Genomic DNA, 19,564 nt, shown 5'->3' with positions numbered 1-19,564 from the left:
CAGATGGATACCGTCTGGCATAACGGAAAGCAATACCGGACGGGCTATACCACCGGCTCGTGCGCGACCGCGGCGGCTAAAGTGGCGGCGCTGATGATACTGCGTCAGCAGGTCATCGATCAGGTTTCGATTGTCACCCCGTCAGGCGTTACGCTGTATCTCAACGTGGAGCAGCCGCTGATTGAAGGACAGCAGGCTACGGCGGCCATTCGTAAGGACGGCGGAGACGATGTCGATGCGACGCACGGCATGCTGATTTTTGCCCGCGTCATCTTGTGCGATCGTGGCGAAATCCATATTACCGGGGGGGAAGGCGTCGGTACGGTCACGCGTAAAGGCATCGGGTTGCCCATCGGCAGCCCGGCGATTAATCGCACGCCGTTGCAAACCATTGAAGCGGCGGTACGTGACGTGATTGGTCCATCGCGCGGGGCGGAAATCACGATTTTTGCCCCGGAGGGCGAGGCGCGGGCCAAAAAAACCTACAACGGCCGATTGGGTATCCTCGGTGGGATTTCCATCATTGGCACCACCGGTATTGTGACTCCCATGTCGGAAGAGAGCTGGAAACGCTCGCTGGCGCTGGAGCTGGAAATGAAGCGCGCCGCAGGGATGGACAAAGTGATTCTGGTGCCCGGCAACCACGGCGAACGCTTTGTCCGCGAACAGCTCGGGCTGGATAGTCAACGGGTGGTCACCATGAGCAACTTTGTGGGCTACATGTTGCAGGAGACGGTACGGCTCAAATTTCGCCACGTGGTGTTGATTGGCCACCCCGGCAAGCTGATCAAGGTTGCCGCCGGGATCTTTCATACCCACAGCCATATTGCTGATGGCCGTATGGAAACGCTGATTGCCCATCTGGCCTTGCTCGGCGCCCCGCATGATTTACTGCTGGCGGTCAATCAGTGCGATACCACAGAAGCCGCGATGGAGCTGATTGCGGAGCATGGTTTCCAGTCGGTGTATGAGCGTATTACCCAGCGTATTTGTGAGCGGATAAACGACATGCTGCGCTTCTCCGTCGAGCCGCCGGCTATCGATGCCATTTTGTTTTCGTTTGACAATCAGGTGCTGGGAAGCAGCCGGGCGCTTAAGGATATTGTGGAGGCGCTACGATGATTACCGTGGTAGGCATTGGACCCGGATCGCTTGCGCACCTGACGCCGGAAGCGCAGCTTGCGATTGCCGCCGCCGACGTTCTGGTCGGCGGCGTGCGGCATCTGGCGATATTTCCCGATTTCCGCGGACAAACCCGACGGCTGGATGCCGATCTTCCCGCGCTGGTGGCGTGGCTCGCCGGGCAGCGGCAGCGGGATATCGTGGTGCTGGCATCGGGCGATCCGCTGCTATATGGCATCGGCAAGCGGCTTTCATCCCATTTCGGCGCGCAGTCGCTGCGAATTATTCCCGGCATCAGCGCCGTACAGTATTTGTGCGCCCGCATAGCGCTGGATATGAACGATATCTATCTCACCAGCAGCCATGGGCGAGAACCGGATTTCGACTGGGTTCTGCAACATGACAAGGTGGCGATGGTGACGGACGGGCGAATCGGCCCCCGGGTGATTGCGAATGCCATTTTGCAACGCCGGCTCACGCGCACGCTGATTATTGGTGAAAACCTTTCCCTGCCGGATGAACGTATTCATCGCCTACAACCGGATAACGTGGCGCAACACTATGACATGAACGTGGTGGTGATCCTCAATGAGAGATGACGAGTTTTTACGCGGTCAACGGGTGCCGATGACCAAAGAGCCGGTTCGCCTGCTGGCGTTGGAACGGCTGGAACTGACCGGCGCGCGACGCCTGATTGATGTCGGCGCGGGAACGGGAAGCGTCGCGCTGGAAGCCGCGTTGCGGTTTTCGCAACTACAGGTGACGGCCATTGAGCGCAATCCGGCCGCGCTGGCGCTGATTACGGAGAATTGCCGGCGTTTGGGCTGCCGGAATGTGGACATTATCGCGGGGGAAGCGCCATTTCCGCTGACGGACAGCGCAGATGCCGTCTTTATCGGCGGGAGCGGCGGGCAACTGGCGGCGCTGATCGACTGGGCGCTGGATCATCTGTCTCCCGGTGGCCGCCTGGTACTGACGTTTATTTTGCTGGATAACCTGCATACGGCGCTGGCGCATTTGCAGTCGCTGAACGTGACCTCGCTGGAATGTACGCAATTACAGGCTTCCACGCTGACGCCGCTTGGCCGCGGTCATTATTTTAAACCCGGCAATCCCACCTATCTTATTTCCTGCTGCAAGGAGCAAAACCATGTCTGAACCGGAAAAGACACGACATGAGAGCACGACCCGAAAGGCGTTTGATACGCAAAAAGTCTGGTTTGTCGGGGCCGGGCCGGGAGACCGCGAGCTGATTACGCTGAAAGGCTACCGCCTGCTGCGACAGGCTGATGTGGTGATTTACGCCGGCTCGCTGATCAATACCGAATTGCTCGACGATTGCCAGCCGGGCGCGGCCTGCCATGACAGTGCCGGTATGACGCTGGAGCAAATTATTGCGCTGATGGTAAACGGTGTCCGGGACGGCAAACTGGTGGTCCGATTACAAACCGGCGATCTCTCGCTATATGGCTCAATCCGTGAACAGGGCGAGGCGTTGACGGAACACGGGATTGGTTTTGTGTCAGTGCCGGGCGTCAGTGCGTTTTTGGGGGCGGCGGCCCAGCTTGGGGTGGAATATACCGTTCCGGAAGTGGCGCAGAGTCTGATTATTACCCGCATAGAAGGCCGCACGCCGATGCCGCCGCTGGAACGGCTGGAAGCCTTTGCCGCCCATCAGACTTCCATGGCGATCTTCCTGTCGGTACAGGACATTCACGGCGTGGTTGCGCGGCTGGTCGCGGGGGGCTATCCGCTAACGACACCTGTTGCGGTGGTGTACAAGGCGACCTGGCCGGAAACCCGAACGGTACGCGGCACGCTGGCCGATATTGCCGAACAGGTAAAGGCGGCGGCCATTCGCAAGACCGCGCTGATTCTGGTCGGCGCTTTTCTGGGTGAGGAATACCACTATTCCCGACTTTATGATGCAGGGTTTAGTCATGAATATCGTCAAGCCTGAATCGATAGCGGTGTTTTGTCTGACGCCCGGCGGCGTTCGTCTGGCCCAACGCTTACGGGCGCATTTATCGCCGCTGACCTGCTTTACCAGTGAAAAACTGCGGGAGCCGGGATTTATCGCGTTCAATGACAGTTTCGGCGACACCCTGCGCGACGCGTTTAAACATTACGCCGCGCTGGTGGTGATCGGGGCGGCAGGCATCACGGTACGGACGATTGCGCCGTTATTGAATGACAAACTGACCGATCCGGCCGTGGTGGTGATTGATGAACGGGGGCAACACGTTATCAGCCTGCTGTCCGGGCACGTTGGCGGAGCCAATGCATTGACATGTCATCTGGCGGGGCTGCTGGGCGCCGATCCGGTGATTACCACCGCCACGGATGTTAACCAGATGGCGGCGCTGGATAGTCTGGCGACACAGCTGGATGCCGGGATGCGGGATTTTCGTCATGCGGTAAAAACCGTTAATCAGATGCTGGTCAGTGAGCAGAAAGTCGGTCTGTGGTGGGATGCGCCGCTACACGACGAACGCGATCGTTGCGATGTGCGCGGCTTCATTCCGGTGGCGAATCTGGAGGCTCTGCCGACGCTGGATGCACTGGTTTGTGTCAGCCTGCGCGATAGCCTGCCTGAATTGCCGCTGCCGATGTATAAACTGGTGCCGCGTCGCGTAGTGGCCGGGATTGGCTGTCGGCGAAACACCGCTCTACCAACGCTGGTCGCGCTCTTGTCGCAGCAGCTGGCCGAAAACCATTTCGATCCGCTGTCGCTGCGAGCGATTGGCAGCGTCACGATCAAGAAAGACGAGCCCGCGTTACATCAACTGGCGCAACGCTGGCAGGTCTCCGTTGAATGGTTCAGCGTTGAGGCGCTCCGGCGCCATGAAGCGCGTTTCCCCTCTTCTGAGTTTGTCCGTCAAACCATCGGCGTTGGCAGCGTATCGCAGCCTGTCGCCTGGCTGATGAGTGAAGGCCAGCTGGTTGGCAATACCCTGCGTCGGCAGGGGGTCACTATTACCCTGGGAGTATCGCATTAATGTTAACCGTGATCGGCATTGGGCCGGGAAGTGAAGCCATGATGACGCAGGAGGCCATCGCCGCCATTCGTGAAGCGGAAATCGTGGTGGGCTACAAAACTTATACCCATCTGGTGAAGCCGTTGACCGGAGACAAACAGGTCATCAAAACCGGGATGTGCAAAGAGATCGACCGCTGTCAGACAGCCATTGAGCTGGCAATGGCAGGCCGCAATGTGGCGCTGATCAGCAGCGGCGACGCCGGAATTTATGGCATGGCCGGATTGGTGCTGGAACTGGTCAGTCAGCAGCAGTTGGATCTGGAGGTCCGTCTGGTGGCGGGGATTACGGCCAGTATTGCCGCCGCATCGCTGTTGGGCGCGCCGCTGATGCATGATTTTTGCCATATCAGCCTGAGTGATTTACTGACGCCGTGGCCGGTGATCGAAAAACGCATCATTGCCGCTGCACAGGCTGATTTCGTGGTGTGCTTTTATAATCCGCGCAGTCGGGGCCGGGAAGGCCATTTGGCCCGCGCGTTTGAACTGATGAAACCGTGGACTTCACCCGATACCCCGGTGGGCGTGGTAAAAGCGGCGGGGCGCAAGAAAGAGGAGAAGTGGATCACCACCTTTGGCGACATGGATTTCTCCCCGGTAGATATGACCAGTCTGGTGATTGTGGGGAACAAAACCACCTATTGCCGGGAGGGTTTGATGATCACGCCGCGAGGTTATGAACTTTGAACCGTCCGGTCATTCATATCTTTGGCGGCACCAGCGACGCCCGGCAGATTTGTCAGGTGCTGGACGCATCGGGAGAGCGCTATCGGCTGTCGGTGGCGACGGAAACAGGCCGGCAGCTGGCGGGAAATATTGCCGGTGAAGTGGTGGTGGGCCGCATGAATGCGCAGGAAATGACGGATTACCTGTCGGTGCAGCAAGTGCGTTGGGTGATTGATGCCTCCCACCCGTATGCCGAGGCGCTGCACCGTAATGTGGCTACCGCTTGCCATCGTCTGCACTTACCGCTCACCCGCTATCAGCGACCGAGTGACATTGATGCTATCGAACATCCGTTGCTGCACAAAGTATCGAGTCTGGATGCGGCATGTGCGGTGGCCGGAACGCTTGGTTCCCGGGTGTTGCTGACCACGGGCAGTAAAGATCTGGCGGAATACCGGCAAAAACTGCCGGATAAGCATTTGCTGGTGCGCGTATTGCCAACGGCTGCGGTGCTGGCGCAGTGCGAAGCGCTGGGGCTGGGGGTTGAACAGATCATTGCCCAGTGCGGGCCGTTCAGCGCCGAATTTAATCGTGCGCTGTACGAGCTCTGCCAGCCCGATGTGGTGATAACCAAGGAGTCGGGCGCCGAGGGCGGCTATCTGCAAAAGGTTGCCCCCTGTCTGGCGCTGAGTATCCCCTGCATTGTGGTACGCCGTCCTGCGGTGTTGGATGAGAACGATGGACGGGATCGGGTCGTTTCAGCGGCGGAGTTTGCTCATCGTCTGTCTCGCTGGCGGGCGCAACGAGGATAAAAAATGAAAAAAGCACTGTTGATTATCAGTTTTGGCACCAGTTATCAGCACACCCGACAAAAAAATATCGATGCCTGTGAGCAGCATCTGGCCGCGCGTTGTCGCGATCGCGATCTGTTTCGGGCATTTACCTCCGAAATGATTATTCGCAAGCTGCGCAACCGCGACGGTTTGTTGATTGATAATCCTCGTCAGGCGCTTCAGCGGCTGGCGGATGAGGGCTATCAGGATGTGGCGATCCAGTCTCTGCATGTCATTAACGGCGATGAGTACGAAAAAGTGGTCAGTGAGGCACGGGCATTCCGCGGACGGTTTCAGCGTCTGGCTCTGGGGGGGCCATTGCTGAGCTGTTTTGCTGACTATCAGCAACTGATGACGGCGCTTGAAGCACAGATGCCGCCGTTGAATGCTGATGAGCGGGTGGTTTTTATGGGACACGGCGCCAGCCATCACGCTTTTTCGGCCTATGCCTGCCTCGATCATCTGATGACCGCCCGGAATTTCCCGGCGCTGGTGGGGGCTGTCGAAAGTTACCCCGAAATTGATCACATCATCGGACGATTGCAGCGGCAGGGGATACGGAAAGTCCATCTGATGCCGCTGATGCTGGTCGCAGGCGATCATGCCATCAACGATATGGCATCGGATGACGCGGACTCCTGGAAATCCCAACTCGAAGCGGCGGGCATTGTCACGCAGAGCTGGTTGCAGGGGCTGGGTGAAAATCCACTGATCCGCGACCTGTTTTCCCGGCATCTGGACGTGGCGCTATGTCCTGAACCATCATGTACCGAGCCAACATGTTCTGAAAAACAGGAGGTCGTGTCATGAGCGGCAGGCTGTATGCATTAGGCGTCGGCCCCGGCGCCAGCGATTTGATTACCGTACGTGCCGCCCGTCTGATTGGTACGCTCGATATTCTGTATGCGCCGGCAGGGCGTAAAGGCGGGGACAGTCTGGCGTTATCCATTGTGCGTGAGTATCTGTCGCCCTCAACAGAGATCCGCACCCGTCATTTTCCCATGAGTGCTGAAAACGACGAGAAAGAAGCGGTCTGGGATGAGATGGCCCGGCAGTTGACGGATGACGTGACCAACGGCAGGCAGGTCGGTTTTATCACGCTGGGGGATCCAATGTTGTTCAGTACCTGGGTGTTCCTGCTGGCCCGGATTGGACCACAGCCGTGGCTGGAAATTGTGCCGGGGGTGACGTCCTTTGCCGCAATCGCCGCCAGAGCCGCGTTCCCGCTGGCGATGGAGCAGCAATCGCTGGCGGTCATGCCCTGCACTGCGCCGGAAGCCGCATTGGAACACGCATTGCTTACTCATGATTGTGTAGTGCTGATGAAGGTTTACGGCCGTTTTGCCACCGTGCGAGCGCTGCTGGCGAGGCTCAATTTGTTTGAACACGCGCTGCTGATGGCCGATGCCTCTTTAGCGGGCGAGCAGTGCTGGCGGCATCTGGATCAGATCGCCGACGATCAGCCGTTACCGTATTTCTCCACCATTTTGGTGAACCGGCAATGGGACGCCGGGGTGTCGCCATGAGTCGCTGCATCATGATTCAGGGGACGGCATCGGACGTCGGTAAAAGCATCCTGGTCGCCGGACTATGCCGTATCTTTGCACAAGATGGTTACCGCTGTGCGCCGTTTAAATCGCAGAACATGGCCCTGAATTCCGGTATTACGCCGCATGGCGAAGAAATGGGTCGGGCACAGATTTTTCAGGCTGAGGCGGCGGGGATTGAGCCGGATGTGCGCATGAATCCGGTGTTGCTCAAGCCAACCAGCGATCGCAAATCTCAGGTTGTGCTGATGGGCAAGGTTGCCTGCAATATGGATGCGATGACGTATCACCAGTATAAACCGCAGTTGCAGCAGCAAATCAATGCGGTCTACCACAGCCTTGCCAGCGAATATGATGTGATGGTGCTGGAAGGCGCGGGCAGCCCGGCGGAAATCAATCTGCGCGATCGGGATATCGTCAATATGGGAATGGCGGCTATGGCTGATGCGCCGGTGTTGCTGGTGGCGGATATCGATCGCGGCGGGGTGTTTGCGGCGATTTATGGCACGCTGGCCCTCTTGTCGCCGGAGGAAAAAGCGCGGGTGAAGGGGGTTATCATCAATAAATTCCGCGGCGACGTGGCGTTGCTACAGCCGGGGTTGGTACAGATCGAAGCACTGACCGGCGTTCCGGTGATTGGCGTCATGCCGTGGCTGAATATCGAGTTGGAAGATGAAGACAGCGTTGCGCTGCAAACCGGGAAATACGCGGGTACGCCGCAAAACGTGCTGGATATTGCCGTCGTTCGACTGCCGCATATTGCCAACTTTACCGATTTTAATGCACTGGCGGCTCAGCCAGACGTGCGTTTACGCTATGTCGCCACGGCGTCGGCGCTGGCGGAGGCGGATTTGATTATCTTACCCGGCAGTAAAAATACGCTGGGTGATTTGCAGTGGCTGCAACAAAGCGGTTTGGCTCATGCGCTACAGGCACAGCATCAGTCGGGGGTCTCTGTCGTCGGTATTTGCGGGGGTTACCAGATGCTGGGGAAACATATCATTGATGGCGTGGAATCCGGTGTTGCCCGGATGGACGGACTGGGGTTGCTGGATGTGGACACCGTGTTTGCGGAACAGAAAGTGACCACCCGCGTGACGGGAAGTTGTCGTCCTCAATTGCCCGGCCTGCTGGCAAGCTGCACCGGGCTGCCGGTTGCCGGCTATGAAATCCATATGGGTGAGTCGCGCCTTGGTCCGCAGGCCGAACCTTTTGTTTGCCTGACCCAGCGTAATGGGCAGGCGACGGCGCGCTTTGATGGCGCGGTCAACGCCGACGGCAGCGTAATGGGCAGTTATCTTCACGGCCTGTTTGATAACGATGAGTTTACCCGCGCACTACTGAATACGCTGCGCCAGCGTAAAGGGCTGGCGGCGTTCGATGGCGAAGCGTTTGATTACGCCCGCCACAAGCAGCAACAGTTTGATATTTTGGCCGCCGCGATGCGGGAGCATATTGATATCGGGGCGGTATATCGGTTTATGGGGAAATAACCGCGATGACATGCATTCGATTTATCCTGAAAGTAGAGGATAAAAATCGTATTTCCTGAACAGGAGTCTCATTTGATTTTAATTACCGGCGGGGCCCGAAGCGGTAAGAGCGCGCTGGCGGAAAAGCTGGCGGCGGCGTGCCGCGATCGGGTGTTGTATATCGCCACATCGGTGGTGACTGATGACGAAATGGCTAATCGTGTACGCATACATCGCGAAACCCGTCCGGCACACTGGCGGACATGGGAAGGTTACCGTGATTTAGGCAAGGCGATCGTGGAGCAGGTTGCGGCGGATGAAGCCGTTATTCTGGAATGCATCACCACCATGATCGCCAATCTGTTATTTGATCAGGCCGGCGATACACCGCCCGAGCAGATGGATTTTCCGGCCATCGAGGCGGTGATCCAACGGCAAATTGATGAATTGATCGCCGCCTGCGCGCAAAGCCCGTCGCCGATCTATCTGGTGACGAATGAGTTGGGTATGGGCATTGTGCCGGAAAATCGGCTGGCCCGGCATTTTCGCGATATTGCCGGACGCGTCAATCAGCGTTTGGCGGCGGCGGCGGAGTCTGTCTATCTGGTCGTCTCAGGCATTGAGGTAAAAATCAAATGAGCCTGCGATTGTTTTTTGCCACCTTGCAATTCATGACGCGTATCCCGGTGCCCGGACGCTGGACGCAAGGAGTGGCGATGCAGCAGTACGTGCATGGTATCGTCTGTTTTCCGCTTATCGGGCTGATCGTCGGGGCGATAGCCGGGGGCGTGTTTACGCTGCTTGCTCCGTGGAGCGGGTTACCGTTGGCAGCTTTGGCCTATGTTCTGGCGTTGGCGTTGGTCACCGGTGCATTTCATCTGGATGGATTAGCCGATACCTGTGATGGCGTCTTTTCCGCCCGCCAGCGTGAGCGAATGCTGGAGATTATGCGGGATAGCCGGCTTGGCACTAACGGCGGACTGGCGTTGATTTTTATCGTGGTAGCCAAAGTGTTGGTCGTCAGCGAACTGGCGCTGCGCGGTACGCCCATGTTGGCGATACTGACGGCGGCATCGGTGGTTGGACGCACGACGATTGTGCTGCTGATGTATCGGCAGCGCTATGCCCGCGAAGGGCAGGGGCTGGGAAATTGGTATATCGGTCAGGTGAGTATGAGGGCAACGCTGACTACCCTGCTTATCGGGGCGATACTGACCGGATTGTCAGGCCATGCGCGTGCATTGCTGGCTTTGGGGATAACGCTGGTGGTCATCTGGCTGATGGGAACGTATCTGCGACGCCGATTGGGCGGACAAACCGGCGATACATTGGGGGCGGCGGTAGAGGTTGGCGAGCTGGCGTTCTTACTGGCGCTGTTGTGATGAACGAGATAAAAATAAATTTTGAGGAAAAGCATGCGGCTGTTTCTTGTCAGACATGGTCAGACCGAGGCCAATCTCAGCGGCGTTTTTTGCGGTACAACGGATGTTCACCTGACGGAAATCGGCGTAGCGCAGGCCCGGCAGGTTGCTGACTGGTTGAAGGATATCGATTTTACGTCTGCGGCCTGTAGCGGGTTGGCGCGGGCGAAGCAGACCGCGGACATTGTACTTCAATCGCATGCGCTTACCGCCGTCCCGGATACGACGCTGAACGAGATGCACTTTGGCGACTGGGAAATGCGTCATCACCGCGATTTACAACGGGAAGATGCGGAGAACTGGGCGGCCTGGGTTGCTGACTGGCAGCATGCCCGCCCGACGGCGGGAGAATCGTTTCCTGAGTTTTCAATGCGTATCGAGCGTGCCGCCCAGGCATTGCTGACGCAGAACAACGTTCAGGGAAATCATCTGTGGGTGGCGCATCAGGGCGCGCTGAGTTTGTTGCTGGCAAAGTTGTTAGCCATGCCGGCCGCTGCCATGTGGCATTTTCATTTTGAACAGGGCACATACAGCGTGCTGGATATTCAGGACGGATGTGTCACGCTGCGCGCCTTTAATCAGCGGACATCTTGGCAATTGGAATCACGAGAATAAATCTATGCACCTACATTCACAACTGACGCTTTCACAACTGGTTGAGTCCATTATTCCGCTGGATAATGAAGCCATGCAGCGGGCCTCGGCCAGAATCGATGGTTTGCTGAAACCGACGGGCAGCCTGGGGCGTCTGGAAACGCTGGCGATTCAATTGGCGGGAATGCGCGGTTTGTCCGGCCATCAGATCAAACGTAAACAGATTATCGTGATGGCCGCCGACCACGGCGTGTATGACGAAGGCGTGGCGATTTCACCGCGGGCGGTGACGGCCATTCAGGCCGCCAATATGGTCAAAGGCATCACCGGTGTCTGTGTGCTGGCGGCCAATGCCAACACGGAGGTTAACGTCGTGGACGTGGGGATCGACAGCGAACCACTGCCGGGCGTGTTGAATATGAAAGTACAGCGCGGGAGCGGCAATATTGCCCGTGAGGCCGCGATGACGCGTCAACAAGCGGAGGATTTACTGTACGCCAGCGCACAGTTGACCATGGAACAGGCCGCCGGTGGCGTCAGCGTGTTTGGCGTGGGGGAACTGGGCATGGCAAATACGACGCCTGCCGCAGCAATAATCAGCGTGATCGCCGATCGCGATCCGCATCAGGTGGTTGGCATCGGGGCTAATTTCCCCAGCGATCGCCTGCATCATAAAGCGGCCGTTGTCCGTGACGCCATTGCATTTAATCAACCCGATGGGCGGGATGGTATTGATGTACTGGTCAGGGTAGGGGGCTTCGATCTGGTCGGGATGGCCGGCGTTATGCTGGGCGCGGCCGCGGTTGGCCGCCCGGTTGTGCTGGATGGATTTCTTTCCTATGCGTCTGCATTGGCTGCCTGCCTGATTGCACCGACGGTGCGTGATTATTTGATCCCTTCGCACCTCTCTGCGGAAAAAGGCGCCGCTATTGCCTTGCGCCATTTACAACTTGAACCCTACCTGCAACTGGAAATGCGGCTCGGAGAAGGCAGTGGCGCCGCTATCGCCATGCATTTGATTGATGCGGCGTGTGCGATGTACAACAATATGGGGGAATTGGCGGATAGCGATATCGTGTTGCCAGCGTAGTCGGCTTGGTTTACTTCAGTGGCGAAAAAACAGGCTTTTTCGCCTGTATTTTCCTCCCGGTATACTAGAGTTATATGAAAAAAATAACCGCATGATTTCATTTATTCATTTTTTAATAAGTAGTTTCCTAATCTATTTTATTTAAACTGATCTTGTGAAATATATTTTTATATAGAGAATAATTAGCTTGCTAATTTTTTGGTTGTGTTTTTTTTCAATGATATATGGATTACCTACCGCTTTCGCTGGGGCATTTTTGTGATTCGTCATTTATTTTATAAAAAATATAAAAATTTATTGTTGCAAACACAACATGTTTGTAATTTACTGTAGCAACTGAGTCATATGAGGTCTGTATGGATTTCTCAAAGCTGGTTGGTGAGAATTTTTCAAGTCTGACGCCATCGCAAAAGGTTATTGCGCGTTACATTGAACGTAATAAAGAACGTGTCGCGTTTATGACAGCCAAGCAGTTGGCGGATGCCATAAGTATCAGTGATGCGGCGGTGGTCCGATTCTCTCGTGCTTTAGGTTATCGCGGTTATGCTCATTTGCGTGAAGATTTGGGCGAGGCGCTGATTGAGCAATCCGGCGCGGGAGGCGTTCTACACCATGCTGCGGTTCCTTCGGATGATGAAGCGTTACAAAAACAGGTCTTTGAAAACGCGCATGCGCTGATAAACGACACTGCTGGCGTCAATGGGAAGGAGAAAATACTCCAGATAGCCAGTCGCATAGCAAAGGCCAGAAAGGTTTGGGTGACAGCACATGGTAATACCGTCACGATGGCGGCTTATCTGGCAATGCATCTTAACCATATTCTGGGTAACACTGAACTTTTTAATATTGGTCATGGCGATGTTGCCGACCGTATGCTGCAGATAGATGAGCAAGATGTGTTTATTGGTATCGGCTATGAACGCTATATTCCCTATACCATTGAGATGATGAGTATTGCTCGTGGGCGTGGTGCACATATTATTGCGATAACCGATCGTTCCACGTCACCTTTGGTTCGTGAATCAAATGAAGTGCTTTATGTTTTACGTAGTTCCTCACCACTAGTATGGTGGTCGAAAATAAGCACCATGATTATTATTGACTGGATTATTGCGCAGGTCGTGGTGTGTGGTGAGGAGAGAGTTAAAAAAAGATTGCAACAATCCGATGATGCCTGGAAATTACTGGGCCATTGGAAAAAGTCAACACCAGGGAAACACTAATAAATATACTTATAACATTACAATATTAAAACATTGAATTTTTATACTTATAAAGCCAGAGAAGGAGTTGTTTCTAATTATCTATACCCAATTGATTTCAATGCGTGAGCGTTTTTCATGATCCCGGCTTCCTGGATAACGGAGAAGCTGAGATAAATGGAATTCATACCCAATATGTTTCAAACTGTGGAAGGGCGGTAACCCAATCTATCTCTGTGCTTACGTAAGTAAGATGATTGAGAGTGCGAGGGTTGCCTGTTCCTCTGCAACGAGAAAGAAAACGGGTGTATCATGCCTGTGGTTTGAAAGATAAAGGGTATTTTTTCAAAGGAAAATGGGTATGAGTAATAAAATGGAAACTGAGGTTTCTTCAGCTCTGGCATTACCCGGAGAAACGATCGATGCTTCACGTCGCCGTTTAATCAAACAAACGTCTATCATCGGTGCCGGCGTTGCTTTAGGTACGCTTTCGGTGCCTTCCGTATTGGCAAAAAACAATCGGGAAGTTATTGTTCGGGGATTAGGCGGAGCCTACCAGGAAGCAATGGATCTGGCCCTCTATAAGCCTTTTACTGCGGCAACGGGTATTGATGTAAAGGTTAAACCCTCGACCAATGCACAAATACAGGCGATGGTTAAGGCCGGACAGGTCAGTCTTGATGTTCTGGACATCGGTACGCTTGCCCAAATTAACCTTGATAAAGTGGGGGCGCTGGCCCCGATTAATTATTCTGCAATGAAGTATTGTAACCCCGACGATATTTCATCTGAGTTCCGCTATCCCAATATGATCGGCAACCTTTTGTTTGCTACGGTCATGGTCTATAACACCGATGTCTTTGGTCCTGATTCCCGCCCTAAAAACTGGGTTGATTTTTGGGATACCACGCGGTTCCCCGGACCGCGAACGTTGTCGGATATTCGCTCCGGCGCGGCCGATCTGGAATTTGCTTTGCTTGCCGACGGCGTAGACATGAAAGATATCTACCCCATTAATATTGAACGTGCTTTGGCTTCTTTAAATAAAATTAAGCCGCATGTCGCAAAATGGTGGGATACCGGCGCGCTCTCTGCCCAGTTACTGGAACGTAAAGATGCCGTACTCGGTGCTATCTGGAATGGTCGCGCTCAGGCACTGATCGATCAAGGGGCGCCATTGGCGATTGAGTGGAATCAGGCCAGGCAACAGGTGCAGTACTGGAGTGTGCTGAAAGATGCACCGAACCCGGAAAATGCGCAGTTGTTCGTTGATTTTGCTTTGCAGCCGGAAGTGCAGGGTAAACTGACCCAGTATATTGCTTATGGTCCAACCAATAAAAAAGCATTCGACTTTGTACGTCCTGAGGATTTGGTGAAATTACCGTCTAATCCGGCCTATTTCCCTAACACGTTTGTTCAGGATGCTCAGTGGTGGTCGGATAATTTTGATCAAGTGGGTAAAATCTGGCAACCGTGGATTCTGGGTCAGGCTTAATGAGCGTAGGCCATCTGTCATTCCGTTCCCGGAAAGTGGGAACGGAAATTCGTTTACAAGGTATTACCCGACGTTTTGGTCAAACCATTGCCGTAGATGACGTGAATTTAACTATCGAGCCGGGTGAGTTTGTTACATTACTGGGTGCCAGTGGATCAGGCAAAACCACGACGTTAATGATGGTCGGCGGTTTTACCGATCCTTCCTCGGGACGGATTCTGTTAGGCGGAAAAGATGTGACCGAGATGCCGCCGGCAGGACGGAATCTCGGCGTCGTATTTCAGAACTATTCTCTATTCCCCCATCTCTCTGTTGCGCGTAACCTCGCCTTCCCCTTGGAGATGCGCGGAGAATCGCGGCGCGCGATCGCAAAGAAAGTCGCAGATGCATTAGATATGGTGCAACTGGCCGATAAAGGCCATCGGTTGCCGCGTGAACTGTCCGGTGGTCAACAGCAGCGGATTGCGCTGGCGCGAGCGTTAATTTTTGAACCCCAGGCCTTATTGATGGATGAACCTCTGGGGGCGCTGGATAAAAAACTGCGTGAGCATATGCAGCTGGAAATTAAGCGGCTGCATACCTCATCAGGTTCGACCGTGTTATTTGTCACCCACGATCAGGAAGAAGCGCTTACGCTTTCCGATCGCGTCGCCGTGATGCAGGACGGGCGAATCGCGCAGATTGATCCTCCCCGATTTCTGTATGAACAACCGGCTAACCGCTGGGTTGCCGAGTTTATCGGACAGTCCAATTTCATTTCCGGCCGCATTCATGCCGTTCAGGCAAACAGATACGATGTCACGCTGGATAACGGCGACTCGATAAGCGGCAAAGGGGTAAAGGATCTGGCGTGCGGGCAGCGGGTTCTTGCCGTATTACGACCAGAGAAAATTCGTTTGGCGGCCTCAGGCATACTGCCGGTAAAGGCCGTTGTCACCGATGTGCTTTATCTGGGCCATACGGTAAAAGTGACGCTACGGCTTAATGATGGAACCGAATTGCTGGTTCAGGCGCAGAATATACATCTCGAAACAGCATTGATGCCCGGTATGGATGTTTCTCTTGGCTGGCAGCCGGAAGATTTATGGTTTGTTGCCGGAGAACAGGCGTAGTGAAGGTATCGCTGTCCCGTAGAAATTGGAAACTCTGGCTGTTACTGGCGCCGTCACTCCTGGCTTTGTCTGTGTTCTTTATCTATCCATTGATAAAAATGCTGAGTTTTAGTCTCTATAGCCCGGAGTTTACCTGGCAGCATTATCTACGGATTATTGATGAGCCCGTCTGGATAAACGTATTGTGGATTACCCTGCGTATTTCTTTGTGGGTGACGCTAATCACACTGCTTTTGGGGTATCCGCTCGCCTGGTTTCTGGCAAGGTTAAAACAGCGGACGGCTAATATCTTTTTGATTATTGTCATTATTCCTTATTTTACCAGCGTGTTGGTGCGGACCTATGCGTGGATGGTGCTGCTGGGAACGCAAGGCATCGTAAATCAGGTGCTGATCGCGCTTGGCTTAGTGAGCGAACCATTAAAGCTGATGTATACCTCAACCGGCGTGTTGATTGGTATGACGTATATTTTGCTGCCTTACATGGTGTTGGCGTTGTATAGCGTGATGCGAGGTATTGATCTGACCTTGCTCTGCGTGGCTGAAAGTCTCGGCGCTTCGCGTTTTAAGGCTTTTTGGCGGGTGATTGTCCCGCTTTCGTTGCCGGGAGCCGCTGCGGGGGGGCTATTGGTCTTTATCATGTCGCTTGGCTTTTTCATTACGCCGGCGTTGATGGGCGGACCACAGCAGACCATGATTTCCATGGTGATTGAAAGCCAGATTGAAACCTATTTTGACTGGGGATTCGGTTCTGCGCTGTCAGCGTTATTGTTAGTCTGTACGTTACTATTATTCTGGCTATATCAGCGGGTTGTTGGATTAGAGCGGTTGTTTGAGGCAAAACGATGAATCGGAATAAACCTGGATTTGTTTCGTTGGCGCTATCAACGCTGGTACTTTTGTTTCTGGCTTTGCCAATCATCATCATCTTCCCGCTGGCGTTTAACGATGCGAACTATCTGGCTTTTCCTCCGCAGGGATTTTCTCTCCGCTGGATGGAAAAAGTGTTGAGCAGCGCTGATTGGCTGAATTCCCTATGGCTGAGCTTTCGTATCGCGACGATATCAACCATTTTGGCAATGATTTTAAGCGTACTGATGGCAATGGCATTAGTTCGCTTTCGCTTCAAGGGGAAGACAATTATCTATGCGTTAATATTACTTCCCATGATTGTTCCCAATATTATCTCCGCGCTCTCGTTGTTCTTTTTCTTTTCCGCTGTAGAAATTGCAGACAGCGTCAGTGCGATTATTATTGGGCATGCGGTTATTTCATTTCCTATTGCGACAATTATTATCTCTTCCTCGTTGCAGGGAATAGACAGTCAACTTGAATACGCCGCGATGAGCCTGGGTGCCAGCGGTTTTACAGTACTGAGACGCATAACGTTTCCGCTCGCTGCGCCAGGAATGATATCTGCGGCGATATTCTCCTTTCTCAGCTCCTTCGACGAGTTGCTGATTTCCATGTTTATGGCGGGTAATGATGTACAAACCCTGTCGGTTCGAATATGGAATAACATTCAGTTTGAGCTGGAGCCGACGATAGCCGCGGTGAGCGTACTGTTGATACTGATTACGGTTGTCATGTTACTGACCGCGAATCTCATGAAAAAGCCATTATGATAATAGCGAAGATTGTTGGGGATAAAATGAATAGTCATAAAGATATAATATTCACACCAGAAGAATATCATCAAAGAGTCGATATAGTCCGTTCTCATATGAGAGAGAAGAATATCGAATTACTAATCATTGATCAGAGTGATTTCTTATATTATCTAACCGGATTTGGTATCTCCGAGAATATGTATCGGGCATGTTTGCTGACATTGCAGGACGATCCGGTAATGGTATTCCGCGCCATGGATGAATATACCTTTAGGGAAAACAGCTGGGTCAACGATACGGTAACCTTTTCTGACTGGCAGGACCCGGTTGAAGTTCTGATTGATACGATTACAGAACGTGGGTGGGACCGGCTGAATATTGGGGCGGATTTTGATTCATACTGTATGACGGTTAAGCGTTTTAATCGCCTGCAACAACGTTTCTCAGAACATCCCCTTCGGGATTTTTCTGGTGTGCTGGACGAATTGCGGGAATGCAAGACAGAAAAGGAAATCAGACTTATCGCGGAGGCGGCAAAAGTTAACGATCTGGCGTTCTCTTCCGTTCTTTCTGCTACTGGCGAAGGGAAAACAGAACGTGATGCCGCGACCATCGTTCATCAGGTCTTTATGCAGAATGGATTGGATTCCAATCGCTGTGGCATTATTACTCTCGGCGTGGGGAACAGTTTCCTGCATGGGAATTTGCACCAACGTCCATTAGTTTCCGGCGATATTTTGCATACGGAGCTGGTGTCGTTTAAGCGCGGGTATAGCGCTCGATTAATGCGTCCTATCGTCATTGGAAAAGCCTCCTCTCAGCAGAAGGCATTGGCTGAGCAGCTAATTGCTATTCAGGATAAACAATTTGCGGCAATGAAGCCGGGTGCTGTCGCCAAAGATATTGATAGTCTGGTTCGTGACGCGGTTATTGCCGCTGGATTGCGGAAGGATTATGCCAGTATTACCGGTTACACATTAGGCTATTACCCCCGGATTTCACCAAGAACCAGTGATTTCAGTCGCGTTTTCGTACCTAACGCGGAATGGCGTCTGAAACCAGGCATGGTGTTTCATATGTATATTTATGCGGAAGGTTTGGCATTTAGCGAGACGATTGCCATTACTGAACAAGGGCATGAACGGCTGACTCAAACTCCGCGCCGGCTATTTATTGCTGACTGAAGCCTGCCTCGGGTTTTAGTCCTGAATACCAACGTATAATAGTTCAGGAAGCCGAGGCCGCCGTTGGATATTGATCGGGCTGAACTCCATCTTCGGATGGGGTTGGCTGGCGTTACCCATTCCCGATGTAACCCCACCACTTCACCTTCCTGCCGTGCAATAAAACACAACAATTTATTCATAACAAAATAACCATTGCAGAAAGAATTAAAGGTATCAACATCAATATGTTGGCCTGCACAACCGCGTTTTAGCGCGGTGGCCCACGTACCGTAAATACAAAAAATCAATTTCACCCCCACTTGGCGGCATTTCCCCTCTGTTGGGGGGTGATATTTGCGTGTAAAAAATAAAAATACTTAAAAAACAAAATATTAAATAACATTTCGAGGGGGTGATATCTCGGTTCACCCCCCACTGTTTTTCTGCTCGTATCCCCGCTGCCACGCATCCGGACGCGAATAATTATGGCAATAGGCATCGCACTCTACTTCCAGGGGGGTGAATAACGAATCAGATAAAAGGTGATAGGAATATTCTGAGTTTCGACTACTCTGAACACGAAAGGAAATAGGTGATAAAAGAAACTCAACGGATAAGAGAATATTACCCGTTGATATTATTTCGTATCAAATAGTCGTTTCGTTTTTCATAAGTTAAAACAACATAGTGTCATGCTTGTTACCAAATTATAAAAATATATGCATAAACGGGTTGAGGAATAGAAGATGGAAATACCACTCACCATTATCGGTCTGACGGGTGGATTACTTATTAGCGGATATGCTGCCGCAGATTTCTGCCCCGTTTCAGTGCTGGAAACACCGGGTTAATGACGTAACCGATAAAGATGGAATTTGAGAACGGTTATTATGGCAAAAAACAACTCCCTGAGCAGTATCACTCCTGCACTGGCGAAATCGATGGCGCAGGCCCAAAATGATGTGGCAGAAGCCCAATCTCTAAAAATGAAATATTTCTGTTTTAAATCTGTTGTTAAAAAGTATCAACTTATGGAAATATGGAAGCGGATTCTTTTCTTAGACCCTGCTTCTTGTCCTTACTGTGCTCGTCAGTCCGGTCAGGATGGATAAACACCAGAATATATTATTAAAATTCAATATCCCGTAGAGCGCATTGCGCTGCTGAAGGAGCCCATGATGGCATGGTGTAATTGGTT

General features: G+C 53.0%; 21 protein-coding genes. All 21 read left to right on the top strand.

What is annotated here, in order from left to right; translation table 11 throughout:
- Positions 1-3: 3 nt before the first annotated feature.
- Entirely contained in the window at positions 4-1,122 is a 1,119-nt protein-coding gene (cbiD, locus tag B4923_RS06750) for a cobalt-precorrin-5B (C(1))-methyltransferase CbiD (RefSeq protein WP_109053720.1), read from the top strand.
- On the top strand, positions 1,119-1,721 hold the full coding sequence (locus B4923_RS06745) for a cobalt-precorrin-7 (C(5))-methyltransferase (protein ID WP_109053590.1): 603 nt from the start codon (positions 1,119-1,121) through the stop codon (positions 1,719-1,721). The genes cbiD and B4923_RS06745 overlap by 4 nt, the downstream gene beginning before the upstream one ends.
- Positions 1,711-2,280 carry a decarboxylating cobalt-precorrin-6B (C(15))-methyltransferase gene (locus B4923_RS06740; protein ID WP_109053589.1) on the top strand — a complete coding sequence of 190 codons (570 nt, stop codon included), beginning with the start codon at positions 1,711-1,713 and terminating at the stop codon, positions 2,278-2,280. Before B4923_RS06745 ends, B4923_RS06740 begins: the two co-directional genes overlap by 11 nt.
- The gene (locus tag B4923_RS06735) at positions 2,273-3,082 is read left to right on the top strand and encodes a cobalt-precorrin-4 methyltransferase (RefSeq protein ID WP_109053588.1); all 810 of its coding nucleotides are present in this window, start codon (positions 2,273-2,275) and stop codon (positions 3,080-3,082) included. The genes B4923_RS06740 and B4923_RS06735 overlap by 8 nt, the downstream gene beginning before the upstream one ends.
- Positions 3,063-4,121: a cobalt-precorrin 5A hydrolase gene (gene cbiG / locus B4923_RS06730; RefSeq protein ID WP_109053587.1), complete on the top strand. Its 1,059-nt coding sequence runs from the start codon at positions 3,063-3,065 to the stop codon at positions 4,119-4,121. Before B4923_RS06735 ends, cbiG begins: the two co-directional genes overlap by 20 nt.
- Positions 4,121-4,846: a precorrin-3B C(17)-methyltransferase gene (locus B4923_RS06725; RefSeq protein ID WP_109053586.1), complete on the top strand. Its 726-nt coding sequence runs from the start codon at positions 4,121-4,123 to the stop codon at positions 4,844-4,846. The genes cbiG and B4923_RS06725 overlap by 1 nt, the downstream gene beginning before the upstream one ends.
- Positions 4,843-5,637, top strand: coding sequence for a cobalt-precorrin-6A reductase (locus B4923_RS06720; RefSeq protein WP_109053585.1), 795 nt, complete (start codon positions 4,843-4,845; stop codon positions 5,635-5,637). Before B4923_RS06725 ends, B4923_RS06720 begins: the two co-directional genes overlap by 4 nt.
- A 3-nt stretch (positions 5,638-5,640) precedes the next feature.
- Complete coding sequence (gene cbiK / locus B4923_RS06715; protein WP_109053584.1) at positions 5,641-6,468, top strand: sirohydrochlorin cobaltochelatase; 828 nt, start codon at positions 5,641-5,643, stop codon at positions 6,466-6,468.
- The gene (locus tag B4923_RS06710; protein ID WP_109053583.1) at positions 6,465-7,184 is read left to right on the top strand and encodes a cobalt-factor II C(20)-methyltransferase; all 720 of its coding nucleotides are present in this window, start codon (positions 6,465-6,467) and stop codon (positions 7,182-7,184) included. Before cbiK ends, B4923_RS06710 begins: the two co-directional genes overlap by 4 nt.
- Positions 7,181-8,698, top strand: a complete 1,518-nt coding sequence (locus B4923_RS06705; RefSeq protein WP_109053582.1) for a cobyric acid synthase — start codon at positions 7,181-7,183, stop codon at positions 8,696-8,698. Before B4923_RS06710 ends, B4923_RS06705 begins: the two co-directional genes overlap by 4 nt.
- 72 nt (positions 8,699-8,770) lie before the next feature.
- Positions 8,771-9,316, top strand: coding sequence for a bifunctional adenosylcobinamide kinase/adenosylcobinamide-phosphate guanylyltransferase (gene cobU, locus B4923_RS06700; protein WP_109053581.1), 546 nt, complete (start codon positions 8,771-8,773; stop codon positions 9,314-9,316).
- On the top strand, positions 9,313-10,059 hold the full coding sequence (cobS, locus tag B4923_RS06695; protein ID WP_109053580.1) for an adenosylcobinamide-GDP ribazoletransferase: 747 nt from the start codon (positions 9,313-9,315) through the stop codon (positions 10,057-10,059). The genes cobU and cobS overlap by 4 nt, the downstream gene beginning before the upstream one ends.
- Positions 10,060-10,092: 33 nt before the next feature.
- The gene (locus B4923_RS06690; protein WP_109053579.1) at positions 10,093-10,713 is read left to right on the top strand and encodes an adenosylcobalamin/alpha-ribazole phosphatase; all 621 of its coding nucleotides are present in this window, start codon (positions 10,093-10,095) and stop codon (positions 10,711-10,713) included.
- Positions 10,714-10,717: 4 nt separating this feature from the next.
- Positions 10,718-11,782, top strand: coding sequence for a nicotinate-nucleotide--dimethylbenzimidazole phosphoribosyltransferase (cobT, locus tag B4923_RS06685; RefSeq protein ID WP_109053578.1), 1,065 nt, complete (start codon positions 10,718-10,720; stop codon positions 11,780-11,782).
- A gap of 356 nt (positions 11,783-12,138) precedes the next feature.
- A complete protein-coding gene (locus tag B4923_RS06680; protein ID WP_109053577.1) occupies positions 12,139-13,005 on the top strand; it encodes a MurR/RpiR family transcriptional regulator in 867 nt (288 codons plus the stop codon).
- Between the two features lie 340 nt (positions 13,006-13,345).
- Positions 13,346-14,479: an ABC transporter substrate-binding protein gene (locus B4923_RS06675; protein ID WP_109053576.1), complete on the top strand. Its 1,134-nt coding sequence runs from the start codon at positions 13,346-13,348 to the stop codon at positions 14,477-14,479.
- The gene (locus B4923_RS06670) at positions 14,479-15,591 is read left to right on the top strand and encodes an ABC transporter ATP-binding protein (RefSeq protein WP_109053575.1); all 1,113 of its coding nucleotides are present in this window, start codon (positions 14,479-14,481) and stop codon (positions 15,589-15,591) included. The genes B4923_RS06675 and B4923_RS06670 overlap by 1 nt, the downstream gene beginning before the upstream one ends.
- Complete coding sequence (locus B4923_RS06665; RefSeq protein ID WP_109053574.1) at positions 15,591-16,439, top strand: ABC transporter permease; 849 nt, start codon at positions 15,591-15,593, stop codon at positions 16,437-16,439. Before B4923_RS06670 ends, B4923_RS06665 begins: the two co-directional genes overlap by 1 nt.
- The gene (locus B4923_RS06660) at positions 16,436-17,215 is read left to right on the top strand and encodes an ABC transporter permease (protein ID WP_109053573.1); all 780 of its coding nucleotides are present in this window, start codon (positions 16,436-16,438) and stop codon (positions 17,213-17,215) included. The genes B4923_RS06665 and B4923_RS06660 overlap by 4 nt, the downstream gene beginning before the upstream one ends.
- On the top strand, positions 17,212-18,384 hold the full coding sequence (locus B4923_RS06655; protein WP_342752511.1) for a M24 family metallopeptidase: 1,173 nt from the start codon (positions 17,212-17,214) through the stop codon (positions 18,382-18,384). The genes B4923_RS06660 and B4923_RS06655 overlap by 4 nt, the downstream gene beginning before the upstream one ends.
- Before the next feature lie 872 nt (positions 18,385-19,256).
- Positions 19,257-19,478, top strand: coding sequence for a hypothetical protein (locus B4923_RS06645; protein ID WP_109053571.1), 222 nt, complete (start codon positions 19,257-19,259; stop codon positions 19,476-19,478).
- The last annotated feature ends 86 nt before the right edge of the window (positions 19,479-19,564 follow it).

The organism is Brenneria roseae subsp. americana (assembly GCF_003115815.1).
Lineage (GTDB): Bacteria > Pseudomonadota > Gammaproteobacteria > Enterobacterales > Enterobacteriaceae > Brenneria > Brenneria roseae.
Note: the sequence above shows the minus strand (reverse complement) of the source record. Positions and strands in the feature narration are given on the sequence as shown.

Excerpts from the sequence above, each read along its gene's own strand:
- B4923_RS06645 (WP_109053571.1), top strand. The coding sequence starts at position 19,257 with ATGGCAAAAAACAACTCCCTGAGCAGTATCACTCCTGCACTGGCGAAA.
- B4923_RS06660 (WP_109053573.1), top strand. The coding sequence starts at position 16,436 with ATGAATCGGAATAAACCTGGATTTGTTTCGTTGGCGCTATCAACGCTG.
- cobS (WP_109053580.1), top strand. The coding sequence starts at position 9,313 with ATGAGCCTGCGATTGTTTTTTGCCACCTTGCAATTCATGACGCGTATC.
- cobT (WP_109053578.1), top strand. The coding sequence starts at position 10,718 with ATGCACCTACATTCACAACTGACGCTTTCACAACTGGTTGAGTCCATT.
- B4923_RS06705 (WP_109053582.1), top strand. The coding sequence starts at position 7,181 with ATGAGTCGCTGCATCATGATTCAGGGGACGGCATCGGACGTCGGTAAA.
- B4923_RS06725 (WP_109053586.1), top strand. The coding sequence starts at position 4,121 with ATGTTAACCGTGATCGGCATTGGGCCGGGAAGTGAAGCCATGATGACG.
- cbiD (WP_109053720.1), top strand. The coding sequence starts at position 4 with ATGGATACCGTCTGGCATAACGGAAAGCAATACCGGACGGGCTATACC.
- cbiK (WP_109053584.1), top strand. The coding sequence starts at position 5,641 with ATGAAAAAAGCACTGTTGATTATCAGTTTTGGCACCAGTTATCAGCAC.
- B4923_RS06735 (WP_109053588.1), top strand. The coding sequence starts at position 2,273 with ATGTCTGAACCGGAAAAGACACGACATGAGAGCACGACCCGAAAGGCG.
- cbiG (WP_109053587.1), top strand. The coding sequence starts at position 3,063 with ATGAATATCGTCAAGCCTGAATCGATAGCGGTGTTTTGTCTGACGCCC.
- B4923_RS06710 (WP_109053583.1), top strand. The coding sequence starts at position 6,465 with ATGAGCGGCAGGCTGTATGCATTAGGCGTCGGCCCCGGCGCCAGCGAT.
- B4923_RS06680 (WP_109053577.1), top strand. The coding sequence starts at position 12,139 with ATGGATTTCTCAAAGCTGGTTGGTGAGAATTTTTCAAGTCTGACGCCA.
- B4923_RS06740 (WP_109053589.1), top strand. The coding sequence starts at position 1,711 with ATGAGAGATGACGAGTTTTTACGCGGTCAACGGGTGCCGATGACCAAA.
- B4923_RS06670 (WP_109053575.1), top strand. The coding sequence starts at position 14,479 with ATGAGCGTAGGCCATCTGTCATTCCGTTCCCGGAAAGTGGGAACGGAA.
- B4923_RS06745 (WP_109053590.1), top strand. The coding sequence starts at position 1,119 with ATGATTACCGTGGTAGGCATTGGACCCGGATCGCTTGCGCACCTGACG.
- B4923_RS06655 (WP_342752511.1), top strand. The coding sequence starts at position 17,212 with ATGATAATAGCGAAGATTGTTGGGGATAAAATGAATAGTCATAAAGAT.
- B4923_RS06690 (WP_109053579.1), top strand. The coding sequence starts at position 10,093 with ATGCGGCTGTTTCTTGTCAGACATGGTCAGACCGAGGCCAATCTCAGC.
- B4923_RS06675 (WP_109053576.1), top strand. The coding sequence starts at position 13,346 with ATGAGTAATAAAATGGAAACTGAGGTTTCTTCAGCTCTGGCATTACCC.